12 protein-coding genes are annotated in these 14,891 nt (G+C 46.9%); 9 read left to right on the forward strand and 3 right to left on the reverse strand.

Annotated features, from left to right (window positions below):
- Positions 1-197: 197 nt before the first annotated feature.
- Positions 198-2,987: an insulinase family protein gene (locus L5M29_RS05910; protein ID WP_263166711.1), complete on the reverse strand. Its 2,790-nt coding sequence runs from the start codon at positions 2,985-2,987 to the stop codon at positions 198-200.
- A gap of 169 nt (positions 2,988-3,156) precedes the next feature.
- Here L5M29_RS05910 and sixA point away from each other — a divergent pair, with 169 nt between their 5' ends.
- Positions 3,157-3,627, forward strand: a complete 471-nt coding sequence (gene sixA, locus L5M29_RS05915) for a phosphohistidine phosphatase SixA (protein ID WP_028761045.1) — start codon at positions 3,157-3,159, stop codon at positions 3,625-3,627.
- A gap of 100 nt (positions 3,628-3,727) precedes the next feature.
- On the opposite strand, the gene smrB is transcribed toward sixA, so the two are convergent.
- Positions 3,728-4,258 carry an endonuclease SmrB gene (gene smrB / locus L5M29_RS05920; RefSeq protein ID WP_028761044.1) on the reverse strand — a complete coding sequence of 177 codons (531 nt, stop codon included), beginning with the start codon at positions 4,256-4,258 and terminating at the stop codon, positions 3,728-3,730.
- 80 nt (positions 4,259-4,338) lie between these two features.
- Here smrB and prmB point away from each other — a divergent pair, with 80 nt between their 5' ends.
- The 6 genes from prmB (at position 4,339) to L5M29_RS05950 (ending at position 10,059) form a co-directional block, all read left to right on the forward strand.
- The gene (gene prmB, locus L5M29_RS05925) at positions 4,339-5,283 is read left to right on the forward strand and encodes a 50S ribosomal protein L3 N(5)-glutamine methyltransferase (protein ID WP_168824248.1); all 945 of its coding nucleotides are present in this window, start codon (positions 4,339-4,341) and stop codon (positions 5,281-5,283) included.
- A 124-nt stretch (positions 5,284-5,407) separates the two neighbouring features.
- Positions 5,408-6,502 carry a chorismate synthase gene (aroC, locus tag L5M29_RS05930; RefSeq protein WP_028761043.1) on the forward strand — a complete coding sequence of 365 codons (1,095 nt, stop codon included), beginning with the start codon at positions 5,408-5,410 and terminating at the stop codon, positions 6,500-6,502.
- Between the two features lie 91 nt (positions 6,503-6,593).
- Positions 6,594-7,769, forward strand: coding sequence for an MFS transporter (locus L5M29_RS05935; RefSeq protein WP_198572774.1), 1,176 nt, complete (start codon positions 6,594-6,596; stop codon positions 7,767-7,769).
- A 59-nt stretch (positions 7,770-7,828) separates the two neighbouring features.
- A complete protein-coding gene (locus tag L5M29_RS05940; protein WP_263166715.1) occupies positions 7,829-9,007 on the forward strand; it encodes an ATP-NAD kinase family protein in 1,179 nt (392 codons plus the stop codon).
- Between the two features lie 4 nt (positions 9,008-9,011).
- A complete protein-coding gene (locus L5M29_RS05945) occupies positions 9,012-9,296 on the forward strand; it encodes a YfcL family protein (RefSeq protein ID WP_011788898.1) in 285 nt (94 codons plus the stop codon).
- On the forward strand, positions 9,286-10,059 hold the full coding sequence (locus L5M29_RS05950) for an RNA methyltransferase (protein WP_263166717.1): 774 nt from the start codon (positions 9,286-9,288) through the stop codon (positions 10,057-10,059). The genes L5M29_RS05945 and L5M29_RS05950 overlap by 11 nt, the downstream gene beginning before the upstream one ends.
- 96 nt (positions 10,060-10,155) lie before the next feature.
- On the opposite strand, the gene mnmC is transcribed toward L5M29_RS05950, so the two are convergent.
- Entirely contained in the window at positions 10,156-12,252 is a 2,097-nt protein-coding gene (gene mnmC / locus L5M29_RS05955; RefSeq protein ID WP_263166720.1) for an FAD-dependent 5-carboxymethylaminomethyl-2-thiouridine(34) oxidoreductase MnmC, read from the reverse strand.
- A 138-nt stretch (positions 12,253-12,390) separates the two neighbouring features.
- Here mnmC and fabB point away from each other — a divergent pair, with 138 nt between their 5' ends.
- Positions 12,391-13,602, forward strand: coding sequence for a beta-ketoacyl-ACP synthase I (gene fabB / locus L5M29_RS05960; protein WP_041408164.1), 1,212 nt, complete (start codon positions 12,391-12,393; stop codon positions 13,600-13,602).
- 158 nt (positions 13,603-13,760) lie between these two features.
- On the forward strand, positions 13,761-14,891 hold the full coding sequence (locus L5M29_RS05965) for a 4-phosphoerythronate dehydrogenase (protein WP_263166721.1): 1,131 nt from the start codon (positions 13,761-13,763) through the stop codon (positions 14,889-14,891).

A 14,891-nucleotide genomic window follows, 5' to 3' on the forward strand; every position in this document is an offset into this window, starting at 1 on the left:
CTGCAGAAAATCCTTTTAACAGCATGTAGATGCAGTAAAATTGTTCGGTGCTGAAGTGGTAGAACATGGGCTAGCCATGTTTTACATCAGGATTACGTCCAACACTGAAAGATACGACTATAGTTGGACTGATTTGTAGAGGTTCTGTTTGTTTACCTAACTTTGCTCACAAATGTGTGAGCAAAAGTGTTTTTTGTTTAGAAATTAAACTTTTCTGCCGTTTGCTTAAAAACTTTAAGATCCGTGATCATTTTGTCTGACATCAGCGCGGCTTGGGTTCTGTGTTGTTCACCTGTGCTAAATAACACTAAGCGATCGCTGTGCTTAGTACGCATTTTACGCATCATGAATTTGAGTAAATCAGTGCGGGTGAGCTTAGTGATTTCGTCTACGACGAGTTCTCTTTGGTTAAATTGATAATCTCTATTGCCGACACTGACCCAATAACGTTGACTGCGAGTTTTGAGGTTCGCGTCGTGCTCCATGATTTGATTAATCAGACCTACCTTTGTGCTTTCCCATTCTTCGTTGGTGATTTGCATCACTGCATAATTAAAGTCGGCAATAAACTCGTCGATGGCTTCTAATAAATGCAGTGGCCCAGTTGTGGGTGACTGAATATAGAAAATAAGTCCAGGATGACGATTGAGCGGCAGATAACCTGTGCCTACCATATAGCCCAACTGTTTTTCAGTACGCAGCTCATGGAAGAAGGTGGACGACATAGTGTGATTCAGTAAGCTAAATAGCGCCATTTTTTCGGGTGTTGCCACGGCAGATTGGTAATACACAATAATTGCGCTATCTTGATGATCTATTGCGAGTTCTCTCAGTAACGTGCCTTGGCCTGTTAAATTCACTAATTCTCTGGTGGACTCGGCGCTCGGCGTCGAAACTAAAGATAAAATGTGCTCTAAACGTTTGCCAAGAGCTTGTGCTTCAGAGACTAGCCAATCCCCGTAGACTAACCCTTCAAGATAGATCTTTTCGTAGAAGGCGCGTACATGGTTATGTAAATCTTCTAGGCTAATATCTTCCAACATTTGAGCCATGCGTGCTGGTTCATAACTGCTTTTTTGCAGCGTAACAGTCAGGCTCGTAAATAATTGTGAAATCGGTTTAGCCTGTGTTTGATTCTGCCAACTGCGCAGAAGCTGAGATTTTATGAGGGCAAAGCGCTCTTCGGTAAAATTACGCTCTCTGGCTTTATGGATTAATAGCGCTAATAACGTTTCTTGATTGCCGGTAAAGCCCGATAAATGCAGTGTAATTCCGCCTTGATGCGGATAAATGTTATAGCTTAAGCCTGCAACTTCAGCCTGATAGGTTGGCTCGGTGAGATAATCGAGTAGCATTTCAACATATAAGCGGGTGAGGGCGGCATGCCTTGGTGTTTTACTTGCCTGCTCTGAATCCAGCGATAAATACATGTGACCTTTTGGCACATTAAACTCATCATCTTTCTTATGCCAAATGCGGTATCCAGTTGATTCAGCAACTATCACTGGCACGTCAACATCGCTCTTATCCGGACGGGCAATCGAGTCGGCGACAATAAAAGGATTTGCAGCCGGTAGTTGTAATTCAGGGCGAATATTGTTCACTTGCCAACGAGCGAGGGACTGTGGCGCAATTGGGCGGACTTTGTACGGCGTGTGATACCAGTTAGCTTTACGATCGGTTTTAACCGATTGGGCTATAAGTTGCAGGCGCATATTCTGTGGCACCATGAGCTCAAGTAGCTCAATGGTTTCAGGGATATCCAGCCCATCCATCCGATAATCGCCAAAGACCAAGTCTTCGACCTCATAGTGATGCATATTAATGCTGAGATGGCTGGCTAAATCGAGTGATTTAACTTGCTCTTGATAACGAAACGCCATTTTGAGCAGGTTTGCACGCTCCAAATAACGCCATTCATCTAAGCCTTGGGTTTTGATAAGTTCAATATACTCAAAACAGCAGCTGATAATTTCATCGAGATTGTCTAGCCCTTTATCGGTTAACTGTAAACCGATACTGTAATCCTTGAAGTTATAGCCATTTACACCGCCGCCCGCAGACAAGTTGTTCACTAATCCTTGTTCTTTTAGATACGACAACAGACTGCCATGACTCTCATTGCCTAAAATATGGCTGATATAAGTCAAAGGCTTACGTTTGTAGTAGTGATCAATTCCTGGGAAATTAAAACTGATGCTTAAGCGTTTTTGCTCCTTAAGCGGCACAATATCGATTTGCCTCAACAGTTCTTTTTCTGAAAATAGTGGTACTTGAGGATAGTTTTTCACTAAGTTCAAGTTTCGGATCCCACTAAAATAGTGACAGGCTAAATCTTGTAATTCATCAAGGGAAAGCGGAGCGACTAAGCACAAGGTCATTAAGTTGGCGCTGTAATGGCTTTGATAGAAATCGAGTAATTCACTACGTACTTGTGCCTGTTCTCCGCCTAAGGTGACTAAGTTACCCACGGAAAATTTCGAAAATGGATGCAGTGGGTTGACTGTCTCTTTGAGTACTTGATAGGTTCGACGGATATCATCTTTTAGTTTTAAACTAAATTCAGATTCAATAGCTTGGCGTTCTCTATCGACTAAATCTAAATCAAATTTTGGGGCGATAAAAAATTGGCTGAATCTGTCTAAGGAGTCGGCAAACACTTCTTCATTGATGGTGAAAAAGAAGTTAGTGTGCTCTGTGCCTGTCCAAGCGTTATTGCTGCCGCCATGTTGGTTGATAAAGGCGTGATACTCGCCTGAGTCTGGGAATTTCTCAGTACCTAGAAAGAGCATATGCTCTAAAAAGTGCGCCATGCCGGGTCTATCTGCGGGATCATCAAAATGACCCACGCCTACAGCCATAGATGCGGCAGCTTGGCTAGCATCTTGATCTTCAACCAATAACACCCTGAGCGCATTATCTAATACAAGATAACGATACTGGCGGTGATCATTTGGACTTTTATATATGGACTGAGAGGCTTGCAAAGAGACACTCCGGTAACGATAGCTTGTTATATATTGATAGTCTTAATGGTTTTTAGCAAATATCTCTTGTGTTTATCGACTAAAGATTAAGTCTTGTGAGGTTTGTTGAAACGGATTTTAGGGCTACAATTGGGATAAAACAAAAACAAGTTTGAGTCGCGAGAGAAGTATGCAGCTATTTTTGATGAGACATGGTGACGCCGGATTTAATGCTCAGTCTGATAGAGACAGAACACTGACCGATGTTGGAAGGCACCATACTGTGTTGATGAGCAACTGGCTAGCTCGCAGTGTGGCTGATTTCGATCTTGTTTTAGTTAGTCCTTACTTACGAGCACAGCAAACGTGGCAGGAACTGAGTCAGCATTTTCCTGAGCCGCGTAAGTGGTTAGTCGCCGATGATCTTGTGCCTTCTGGCGATCCCGCCAATGTAGCCGCCTTGGTTGTTGCTTATGCTGAGTTATACAAAGCGGATAAAGTACTCGTGATTGCTCACATGCCGTTACTGGGCTACTTAGTCAGTGAGTTAGTGGCTGGCGTTGAGCCGCCATTATTCGCGACGTCAGGCATTACGCTCATTGATAAACATGCCGAGCAAGCCTCAATCGTGTGGCAGCACGCCCCCCATAGTATTAGCTAATCTAGGTTAATATCTCTATTTACAAAACAAACGGCCCACATTAAATGGGCCGTTTGTTTTCAGCTAAATAGTAAATGTTAAAGCCTAAGCCGATAGCGAGCTAACGTCTATGCGGTTGCTCACCAATATCAATCAGCACTAATAACGCCGCATCGCCACCCCATTCTTTAGGGGCCTGATGGAAAGCCTTCACCATAGGATGCTGCACTAACCACATGGGAACTTGTTGTTTCAATATGCCACTGCCGTAACCATGCATAATGCAGCAGCACAGGCTTTGCTGTTTAACGCAGGCTTGGATCAGTGCCGCTAACTCAAGTTTGGCTTCCGATTGGCGATAGCCGTGCAAATCCAGCAGCAAATCTGGCTGGTAATCCCCACGTCTGAGGCGCTTGAGCTCTAAACTGTCAACACCTTCTTCTAACCAACGCATCGGCCCTTGTACAGGCAGTAGTGGTTGATAAGTATCTGAGAAATAACTGTTAGCATGCAGTTGCTGCTCTTTCAGTTCTATTTCCTGTTTGGTTTTTAAGGGCATGCGAAAGTGTCGCTTATTTTGCGTGATGGGTTTAATACCATCAATAAGCTTTGAGAACATCGCCAAGCCTTCTTTGTCGTCGTCTTTATTCATGGCGGGTATTCTATTGAATCCTATGGTTTCTGAATAGAGTTCAGTTACAATGTTTGCGAACAAACTAGCGGGAGCACGTTTTGGATAAGATCTTTGTAGATGAAGCTGTGACAGAATTACGTACTATTGGCGATATGTTACGTTGGGCCGTGAGCCGTTTTAACGATGCCAATGTGTATTATGGTCATGGTACTGATAATGCGTGGGATGAAGCCATCGCCTTAGTTTTCCATGCCTTACACTTACCCGAAGAAATCGGTCAGCAAGTGATTTTAAGTAACTTGACCAGCAGTGAAAAGCATAAAATTGTCGAGTTGATCATTCGTCGGGTGAGAGAACGCTTACCTGTGCCTTACTTGACCAACAAAGCGCGTTTTGCTGGGCTTGAATTTTACGTCGATGAGCGCGTGTTAGTGCCACGTTCACCGATTGCCGAAATGATCGCTAACCGTTTTAGCCCCTGGTTATATAACAAGCCAGTCACACGTATTTTAGATTTATGTACTGGCAGCGCTTGTATCGCGATTGCCTGTGCCTATGAATTTGAAGACGCCGAAGTCGATGCGCTGGATATCAGCGATGATGCCTTAGATGTGGCGCAAATCAATATCGAAACCTTAGGTGTGATGGACAGAGTTTTCCCGATGCAATCGGATCTGTTTTCGGCCATCCCAGAAGGGCCTCAGTATGATTTGATTGTTTCAAACCCACCTTATGTGGATGCTGAAGACATTGGCGACATGCCTGATGAATATCACCATGAGCCTGCCATTGGTTTAGCCTCAGGTCGCGACGGGTTAGATTTAACCAAACGTATACTCGCCAATGCCGCGCAATACCTCACGCCAACGGGTTTGCTCGTTGTCGAAGTCGGTAATTCTATGGTGCATTTGATTGAGCAGTTCCCAGAAGTGCCATTCACTTGGATTAACTTTGAAAATGGTGGCGATGGCGTATTCGTATTGACCCGCGATCAACTGGTCGAAAATCAGTCAGTGTTCGGCATTTATCGCGACGCACAATAGCCTAAGATAGCAAATTAGGTTGAGACTTTTCCCGCTGCCAGTTAGGCTTGCAGCGGGAAAATAAATTGTCCAGTGGTCGCTGGACACGGAGCGATGAACAAATAACCTAAGGTGTACAAAGCGGATGTCTGGAAACAGTATTGGTCAAAATTTTGTAGTGACGACGTTTGGTGAGAGTCACGGTGTTGCACTGGGTTGCATTATTGATGGTTGCCCTCCTGGGCTTGAATTAACCGAAGCCGATATGCAGCATGATCTTGACCGCCGTCGTCCTGGGACATCCCGATATACCACGGCACGCCGTGAGCCCGATGAAGTGCGGATTTTATCCGGCGTCTTCGAGGGTAAAACCACGGGTACCTCGATTGGACTCTTGATTGAAAATACCGATCAACGCAGTCAAGATTACTCTAATATCAAAGATTTATTTCGCCCTGGGCACGCCGATTATACCTACCAGCAAAAGTACGGTATGCGTGACTACCGCGGTGGTGGCCGCTCTTCAGCCCGTGAAACTGCGATGCGGGTTGCGGCGGGTGCTGTGGCTAAAAAGTATTTAAAGCAAGTTCACGGTATCGAGATCTACGGCTATATGTCGCAGCTGGGTCCTATTTGTGCGCAGACCATTGATCTTGACCAAATCGAGCAAAATGCCTTTTTCTTCCCCGATGCTAGCAAGCTGGAAGCGCTCGATGAATACATGCGTGAGCTGAAAAAATCCGGTGACTCGATTGGCGCGAAAATCTCCGTTATCGCGACAGGTGTGCCAGTGGGTTTAGGTGAGCCAGTATTTGATAGACTCGATGCCGATATCGCCCACGCGCTGATGGGTATTAATGCCGTCAAAGGTGTTGAGATTGGTGATGGTTTTGGTGTCGTGACGCAAAAGGGCTCCGAAGGGCGTGACTTAATGTCGCCGCAAGGCTTTGAATCTAACCATGCGGGCGGTGTGCTCGGTGGGATTTCGTCGGGTCAGCCGATTATTGCCCATATTGCGTTAAAACCCACATCAAGCATCAGTGTGCCGGGTCAAAGTATGACGGCGCAGGGTGAAATGGCCGAAGTTGTCACTAAAGGTCGTCACGATCCCTGTGTTGGGATCCGCGCAGTACCGATTGCCGAAGCTATGCTTGCCATTGTGTTGATGGATCACTTATTAAGACACAGAGCGCAAAATCAGGATGTGCGTAGTCATACGCCCGTGCTTGGTATGCGATAGGCGAATGAGATAGGGGTATGAGATAGGCGCATGAGATAGATGGTATGCGATAACGATACAATGAGTAGCATGAGATAAATGGAATGCGTTAATGTCAACTTCTTCTAGCACAAGCCGGCAATTGCGCTGGCTTTGTGCCTGCTATTTTTTCTTCTTTTCTATTCTCGGCACTATGGTCCCTTATCTTGGGGTCTTCTTCGAAAATCGCGGTTTTAATCCTCAAGAAATTGGCTTTTTACTCGCCATCCTGATGGCGACGCGCATTGTTGCGCCGAATGTGTGGGCTAAAGTGGCTGACCGTACTGGGATGCGCGCCGAGCTGATCAAAATGGGCGCGGGAGCCGCCGCGCTGGCGTATTTGAGTTTCTTCTACCATGGTGGTTTTGTGTATATGGCGCTGAGTTTGGCTCTCTATACTTTCTTTTGGAATGCGATCCTCGCCCAGCTTGAGGTGATCACCTTAGAAACCTTAGGCGAGAATGCCAGCCGCTACGGTCAAATTCGCAGTTGGGGCAGTGTCGGTTATATTTGTCTTGTTGTCGGTGCGGGCTTTGCTATTGGTCAGTGGGGCACAGAAGTGCTGCCTTATATTGGTTTGTCATTATTTATTGGCATGTTAGCCAGTGCGTTGCCATTACCTGCAAATCGTTTAGTGCGTGACACCAGTCAAGTGCGGCCGCCATTGCAATGGAATCGGGCGATTATTTGGTTCTTAGTCTCGGCCATGTTGCTGCAAATGAGCGCGGGACCTTTCTACGGCTTCTTCGTCTTATATTTAAAGCAAGCAGGTTACTCCGAATCCTCGGCGGGCATATTTGTCGCCCTTGGCGCTATGGCCGAGATCGTGATGTTTATGTTCGCGCCGCGTTTACTCGGCCGCTATGGCGTGAATACCTTATTGATTGTCAGCATCGGCATGACTTGCTTGCGTTGGTTATTGGTTGCCTTTGGGGTAGATAGCGTGTTGTGGCTTGGCTTTAGCCAATTATTACATGCCTTTACCTTTGGCTTAACCCATGCTGCATCGATTCAATTTGTGCATAAACATTTCGATGCGAGTCACAGAAGCCAAGGTCAAGCCCTATACGCCAGTTTAAGTTTTGGGGTTGGCGGCGCGCTCGGTACTTGGATTTGCGGCTATATTTGGGGCGATGGTAGTGGGGCGGTTTGGTCTTGGGTATTTGCCGCAGTATGCGCCTTTGCCGCTATGCTGGCGGTATTCTTTATCCCTAAGGATAAACCGAGTGTTGCAGCCCATACGGCCTAGTCATATCCATTAAGATAAAAGTATAAAAAATCAAAAGATTGCGTTAAGTGAGGTAAAGGGTGATTCGGTTTCGTTTAGGGTTAGTTATCAATCCATTAGCTGGCTTAGGTGGCAGTGTTGGCCTTAAGGGCAGCGATGGCGTTGCCGAAGAAGCGATCGCCTTAGGCGCTGAACCCAAAGCCGCCTTGCGTATGATGCAGGCCCTCGAGGTTATCCGTGATTATGCTGATGACATTGAAGTCATTACCGCTTCAGGCATCATGGGTGAAGACGCCGCTAAAATACTCGGTTTTACCACGCGAGTGGTGTATCAAACTCCGGATAAAACTCAGGCACTGGATACGCAGGCCGTTGTGCGTGCGCTGCTGGATGAACCGCTGGATTTACTCCTTTTTGCCGGTGGCGATGGCACGGCCCGCGATGTTTACTCCGTATTTGAACAAGCCACTATCGATGACAAACTCCCTGTGCTCGGCGTGCCTGCTGGGGTGAAAATTCATTCCGGCGTTTACGGTATTACGCCCCATGCGTCTGGCATGGTGGTCAAGATGTTACTCGATGGCGAACTTGTCAGTTTGATGTCCGCCGATGTAATGGATATTGACGAAGTGGCTTTTCGCCAAGGCACAGTGCGCGCTAAACGATTTGGCGAGCTCTTAGTGCCCGCCGAGCCGCGTTATGTGCAAGCGGTGAAGATGGGCGGCAAGGAAGTCGATGAACTCGTGCTGGCCGATATCGCCGCCGATGTGATCAATCAAATGGAAGATGAGCTGTATATCATGGGCTCTGGCAGTACGGTTGCCTTTGTGATGGAAGAGTTAGGCCTCGATAATACCCTGCTCGGTGTTGATCTTATTCAAAATAAAAACCTTGTTGGCAGTGACTTAACCGCGAATAAATTACTCGAACTGACCCAAGATAAGCCGACTAAGTTGGTGATTACCTTAATTGGTGGCCAAGGCCATATCTTAGGGCGCGGTAATCAACAGTTGTCGCCCGAGCTCATTCGGCGCATCGGAAAAGACAATATTATTATCCTTGCCACAAAAACTAAGCTAAAAGCACTTGATGGACGACCACTAATTGTGGATAGTGGCGACCCTAAATTAGATAGCGAGCTTGGCGGCTATTATAAAGTGACGACGGGCTACCATGATTACGTCATGTATCAGGTGGCCAATCCAGATTTATTGGTCGCAGCAGATGTGTCGGCCAATCCAGTATTAATGGAGAGTTAGACCCATGTTAGAGCATTACGAAGACGCATTAGAACAGTGGATCGCCAGCGTTGTTAGCCATGGTGATGACGATGCTTTGTTTGCCTGTGGCTATTTACAGGGCCATGTGGCCGTAGTGTTGTCCCAATTGGAAGCGCAGGGTGAAACGGATCTTGATGCGTTAATGCTAAAAATGACCGACTGTCTAGCACTCGCGCGCCAAGAATTAAACGATGCCGATTATGCCTTGGTTGAACAGGCATGGGCACAGCTGCAGGCAAAGATTATAGGCGAATTGGATGTTGCCTAGCGTTATGCCTATGACTGACAACGAGCACGTGACTAATACCGAAGTAACGAGTGTAGAAATGCCGAGTGCTGAATTAGCCTGTGAGCAAACGCTCGATGCTAGCGCGGTATTTATCGGTTTAGTGAATCCTAAAACGCCCGTTAACGTCGGTGGCATTATGCGCGCATCGGGTTGTTATGGCGTCGATGGCGTATTTTACACTGGCAGGCGCTACGAGTTAGCCGCGCGTTCGGGCGCAGTGCAATACCATGTCGATACTAAAGATGCTGGCGAGCGCATTCCGCTCACTGGCGTCACTTCATTGTTAGCCGCGGTTCCGGCGGACACTCAGCTTATCTGTGTCGATTTGGTGGTGGGCGCAACGCCACTGCCGGATTTTGTTCATCCCGCGAAAGCCTTTTATGTGTTTGGTCCTGAAGATGGCACCATAGGCCAAGAGATTATCGATAAAGCCGATGCCGTAGTGTATGTGCCTACGGTCGGGTGTATGAATCTTGCGGCTTCGGTCAATGTGTTGCTATACGACAGATTGGCTAAATCCCACCGTGAGGCTGCAAGCCTGACATCGAGCCTAGCATCTGGTCTACCTTCGAACTTAAGCGGCGATGCGCTCATCCGTCAGAGTCGTGATAACAACAATCGTACTCGGGTGAAAGGGCCCAGAGCGCCGCGAAAACCTCGACATGTTGAATCCAGTAGTGTCGGGTCTAGCAGCCTTGAACCTAGCAGCATTGATAACGCGATAGCCATCACAGCAGCTTAATTGGTTTAAAAATAATATTTTTAAAAAGGGATTAAGCCATGGCTTAATCCCTTTTTTATAGTGCTCAAAAACGTTATTTTTCTAGCGATTGATTGCCTAGAGCGCTTTACCCTTGAGCAATTTTCGCAGCCACATGCGATTGGGGTTGAGTTTACACAGGGTGGCTTTATCGAGCGGTATTGGTTCGACGCAAAGCTGCGCCGCGAGACATTCGGCGGCCAGAGGCCCTGAACTTAACCCCCGTGAGCCCAACCCGCCAAGAATATACAGTCCTTGATGCACCGGCGCTGGCGTGGTTTGCCAGTAGTGACGACTCTCTTTAGTGAGTTGATGTTGCTCATAATCCTCAAGGATTTTCGCCACATCGGGCGCGCAGCCCATCATAGGGAAATGATCCCGCGTCACCATACGCACGCCAACACGGGCATTGTTGCCACTCATGTCGATATCTTTAAGCCAGCTTTGCATCGGATAACTCTCGTGCATTTTGGCGAGGTTTTCCTGTTGCTCCTGCGGGCAAAAATTTAAATGCCTAGGTTCTTTAACGTAACTCGCGCCAAGACAGTGGAGCCCTTGGTGACTCGGGGTTAAATAACCGTTGGCGCACAGCACAGTTGCGAGCTGACTCAATTGAAATTGTGCGGGCACATGGCTGACTTGGCCGCGAAAGGGGCTAATTTGTAATTTGTTGCTGACATCAAATTGTGTCAATTCTGCGCCATTGGCGAGTACAAGTTGCGTAAAGGGGCCAAAGCGATGCTTAGCGGTGATTAAATACCAACCTTCACTTTGATACTCAATTTCAAGGATTTCAGTCTCCATATGGAGTTTAACCTCAGTAAGCTGCTGCGCTTTTTGTATCGCAGCTTCGGCATATTCAAATGGACAAACCCAGCCACCTAAGGGATAGACAAAACCTGATTTGTCGATATTAATGTTCGCAAGAGAATTGGCTTGCTGCGCATCGACTCGATAGGCAATTTCACTTGGCCAAGATTGGCCTTGAATGATTTTATCGAGTCGTAATTGGCTGCGTTCATCGTGAGCAGTTTGCAATACGCCGCAAAAATCATGGGAAATCGGCGTTTGATTTGGTGCGGGCGCAGACGTCAGCGCCTGCACTCGACGTCGACTAAATAAAAATGCCTGTTGGAAGAAGCGGCTAAGCTCGTCATTTTCCGGTGTCAGCAGTGGATAAATCGCCCCTTGACGATTGCCCGAGGCGCCTTGGCCAAGCTTGGCATCTTTACAAAAGAGCTGCGTACTTTGGCCGCGTTCCGCCAAAGACAGCGCCAAATGCGCCGAGGCTAACCCGCCGCCTATGATGGCAATCGAGCTGGGCGCGTCCGAGGGTAAGATTGCAGCCATAGGATTAAAGGCATAGGCTTTGGCATCTTGCTGGCGTAAGACGTGGCGCTCGTGTAACAAAATGGCATCAGGCTGATGGTTTGTCTGTATTTCAGTGCAGGTAAAATCCCTCACCTCAAAGCCACAGGCTTGGAAACGATTGATTGTTGTTTCGTTTAATCCGCTTGATTCGCTTGATTCAATAGTGGCAATAGTGGCAATAGTGGCAATAGTGGCAATAGTGGCAATAGTGGCAATAGTGGCAATGGTCGCGCTATCGTCACTGAGTTTTGCCATCTGCCAATGGATCTGCTGATTTAACCCATTTTGTAGATGGGGCAATACCAGCCAGTGCTGAACGGGGTGAAGCGGAGAATGGATGAGCGAACTGAGCTGGGATTGAATATCACCAAAGTGCAGGTCGATTGTGGTACGACCGTCATCAAAAATTAATCTCTGGCAACCTATAATAGCCGCGGGCTCTGCATTAAGTAAGCGTTGGGCAAGTGGCTCAAATTCAGGCTCTTTGGTTAAACAGGCGGATTGATCCCAAAGTAATTTAAGTTCGTAAGCATTAATCGGATTGGGTTCGAACACTTTTAAAAGTAAACGTTGGCTAAGGTGCGAATGAGCGCGCCACCAAGCTAAGAGTTCAAGCCCGTTGCTTAGACCAATTTGGCCTAATACTAAGAGTTTTTGCTGTGAATGAGCCTCAAATATCCGCTGCTGATAAATGCTCAACTTGCTGAGATAGTGTGCATCAGTGTGAGCTGTTGCGGGATAAAGGTTGATTAATTGCGGGTAATCGCGCTTAATTTGGCAAGGTTTATTGGGCTCTGCAGTCAAAGAAATTTACTCTCGGTCTCATAATTGGCATTATTTTACTCGCCTTTATGGAAAGCTGACCACTTAATTGAGTCAAAACAGATACTATTGGCTCAGCGAAAAGTAGGTACTGACATGTACACAATGGATAGCAATAAAATGAAAAGAGTCGTGATCACCGGAATGGGTGTTGTTTCAAGTATCGGTAATAACAAGCAAGAAGTGACCGAGTCACTGAAAGCGGGCCGCAGTGGTATTACGCATTCAGCTCAGTTTGAAGAGATGCAATTACGTAGCCATGTATGGGGTGACATCAAGTTAAACCCTGCTGAGCATATCGATCGTAAGGCATTGCGTTTTATGGGTGATGCGGCAGCTTATGCCTACATTGCTATGCAAGAAGCGGTTGCCGATGCCAATTTAACTGAAGAACAGTATTCAGATCCGCGCGTAGGTTTGATTGTGGGTACAGGCGGCGCATCATCGTCTAACCAAGTACAATCTGCCGATACATTGCGTGAAAAAGGCGTTAAACGCGTAGGTCCGTATATTGTGCCTCGCATCATGTCGAGCACGGCCAGCGCTTGTTTAGCCACGCCATTTAAAATTAAAGGCATGAATTATTCTATCAGTTCAGCCTGTGCAACTAGCGCCCACTGTATTGGTCATGCCGTTGAACTTATCCAAATGGGTAAGCAAGACATGGTGTTTGCCGGCGGTGCTGAAGAAGTGGATTGGACACTGACCATGGGCTTCGACGCTATGGGCGCACTGTCAACCAAGTACAATGCCACACCCGAAAAAGCCTCTCGTACCTATGATGCAGACCGTGATGGTTTTGTGATTTCTGGCGGCGGCGGTATTTTAGTGGTTGAAGAGTTAGAGCATGCTCTGGCTCGCGGCGCAAAAATTTACGCTGAAGTGATTGGTTATGGCGCGTCTTCAGACGGTTATGACATGGTGGCGCCATCGGGTGAAGGTGCTGTGCGTTGTATGCAAATGGCTATGATGGATGTCGATACCCCAATCGATTACATCAATACTCACGGCACTTCAACGCCAGTGGGCGACGTGCGTGAATTAGAAGCGCTACGTGAAGTTTTCAAAGACAAGTGCCCACCGATTGCTTCGACTAAGTCTATGACAGGTCATGCATTAGGCGCCGCAGGCGTACATGAAGCGATTTACAGCTTAATCATGATGGAAAACAGCTTTATTGCCCCAAGCATCAATATCGAAAATCTGGACGAAGCGGCGAAAGATATGCCTATCGTGCGTGAATATCGCGATGCTGAGCTGAATACTGTTATGAGTAACAGCTTTGGTTTTGGCGGTACAAACGCCACGCTAGTGATGCGTAAATTCAAATAAGTTTGTTTATCAAACGCGATAGAAGGGAAGCTTAGGCTTCCCTTTTTTATGGGCGTTTTTTGTAAACCTGTTGCATCGACAAGGATTTATCCTATTAGTCTTGTTAGAATACCGAGCATCTTGATGCCTTCCATTCCCATTTTTCAGATCAGGTGCCCATGAAGATTTTAGTCGATGAAAATATGCCCTTTGTTGAACCGTTATTTGGCGATCTCGGGGAAATTATTCCTGTTAATGGCCGCACGTTAACCGCAGCGCAAGTGCGCGATGCCGATGTGTTATTAGTGCGCTCAATCACCAAAGTGAATGCCGAGTTGCTCTCAGATAATCATCAACTGAAGTTTGTCGGCAGTGCCACTATAGGCACAGATCATGTGGATTTAGCCTACCTTGCCGAGCGTAATATCCCCTTCTCTAATGCGCCAGGTTGCAATGCGACTGCGGTTGGGGAATTTGCTTTTATCGCTATGCTGGAGCTAGCACAGCGGTATGATTCGCCGCTTAAGGGCAAGGTCGTCGGCATAGTGGGCGCGGGTAACACTGGCACTGCAACGGCAAAATGTTTGCAAGCCTATGGTATTAAAGTACTGCTTAACGATCCCATTAAAGCTGCAGAGGGCGATCCGCGTAGTTTTGTGAGTTTAGAGACCATCATGGCGCAGGCCGATATCATCAGTTTACATGTGCCCATCACGCGAACGGGCGAGCATAAAACCAAATATTTATTCGATGAGGCGCGCTTAAAGGCGCTCAAACCCAATACTTGGTTAGTGAATTGCTGTCGTGGCGATGTGATAGATAACAAAGCACTTGTCAGAGTTAAACGCCAGCGTGATGATCTCAAACTTGTACTCGATGTGTGGGAAGGCGAGCCAACACCGATGCCTGAACTCGTACCACTGGCTGAATTTGCCACGCCGCATATTGCAGGTTACAGCTTAGAAGGTAAGGCGCGTGGCACTTTTATGCTCTATCAAAAGCTGTGTCAGTTACTTAATATTACTGCCGATAAAAGTCTGCTGGATCTCTTGCCAAGCTTTAACATTAAGGCGGTCGAACTTGCGACCGCGCCGAATGAAAAAGCGTTATTACAGCTCGCGCGTTTTGTCTATGATTTGCGCGATGATGACAAGATGTTCAGAAATACATTCTTAAATGAGAATGGCTTCGACACTATGAGAAAAAATCACCAACATAGACGCGAATTTAGTGCATTGGCGCTGGCTTATGACGGTCAATCTGAGGTAGATTGGTTGTCCAATTTAGGTTTTTCAGGAGTCGGTCAGTAG

This window comes from Shewanella sp. SM95 (assembly GCF_025653595.1).
Classification (GTDB): domain Bacteria; phylum Pseudomonadota; class Gammaproteobacteria; order Enterobacterales; family Shewanellaceae; genus Shewanella; species Shewanella oncorhynchi.

Bases quoted from the DNA above. Each gene is read 5' to 3' on its own strand.
- L5M29_RS05965 (WP_263166721.1), top strand. From the start codon at position 13,761: ATGAAGATTTTAGTCGATGAAAATATGCCCTTTGTTGAACCGTTATTT.
- fabB (WP_041408164.1), top strand. From the start codon at position 12,391: ATGAAAAGAGTCGTGATCACCGGAATGGGTGTTGTTTCAAGTATCGGT.
- L5M29_RS05945 (WP_011788898.1), top strand. From the start codon at position 9,012: ATGTTAGAGCATTACGAAGACGCATTAGAACAGTGGATCGCCAGCGTT.
- L5M29_RS05950 (WP_263166717.1), top strand. From the start codon at position 9,286: ATGTTGCCTAGCGTTATGCCTATGACTGACAACGAGCACGTGACTAAT.
- smrB (WP_028761044.1), bottom strand. From the start codon at position 4,258: ATGAATAAAGACGACGACAAAGAAGGCTTGGCGATGTTCTCAAAGCTT.
- sixA (WP_028761045.1), top strand. From the start codon at position 3,157: ATGCAGCTATTTTTGATGAGACATGGTGACGCCGGATTTAATGCTCAG.
- L5M29_RS05935 (WP_198572774.1), top strand. From the start codon at position 6,594: ATGTCAACTTCTTCTAGCACAAGCCGGCAATTGCGCTGGCTTTGTGCC.
- aroC (WP_028761043.1), top strand. From the start codon at position 5,408: ATGTCTGGAAACAGTATTGGTCAAAATTTTGTAGTGACGACGTTTGGT.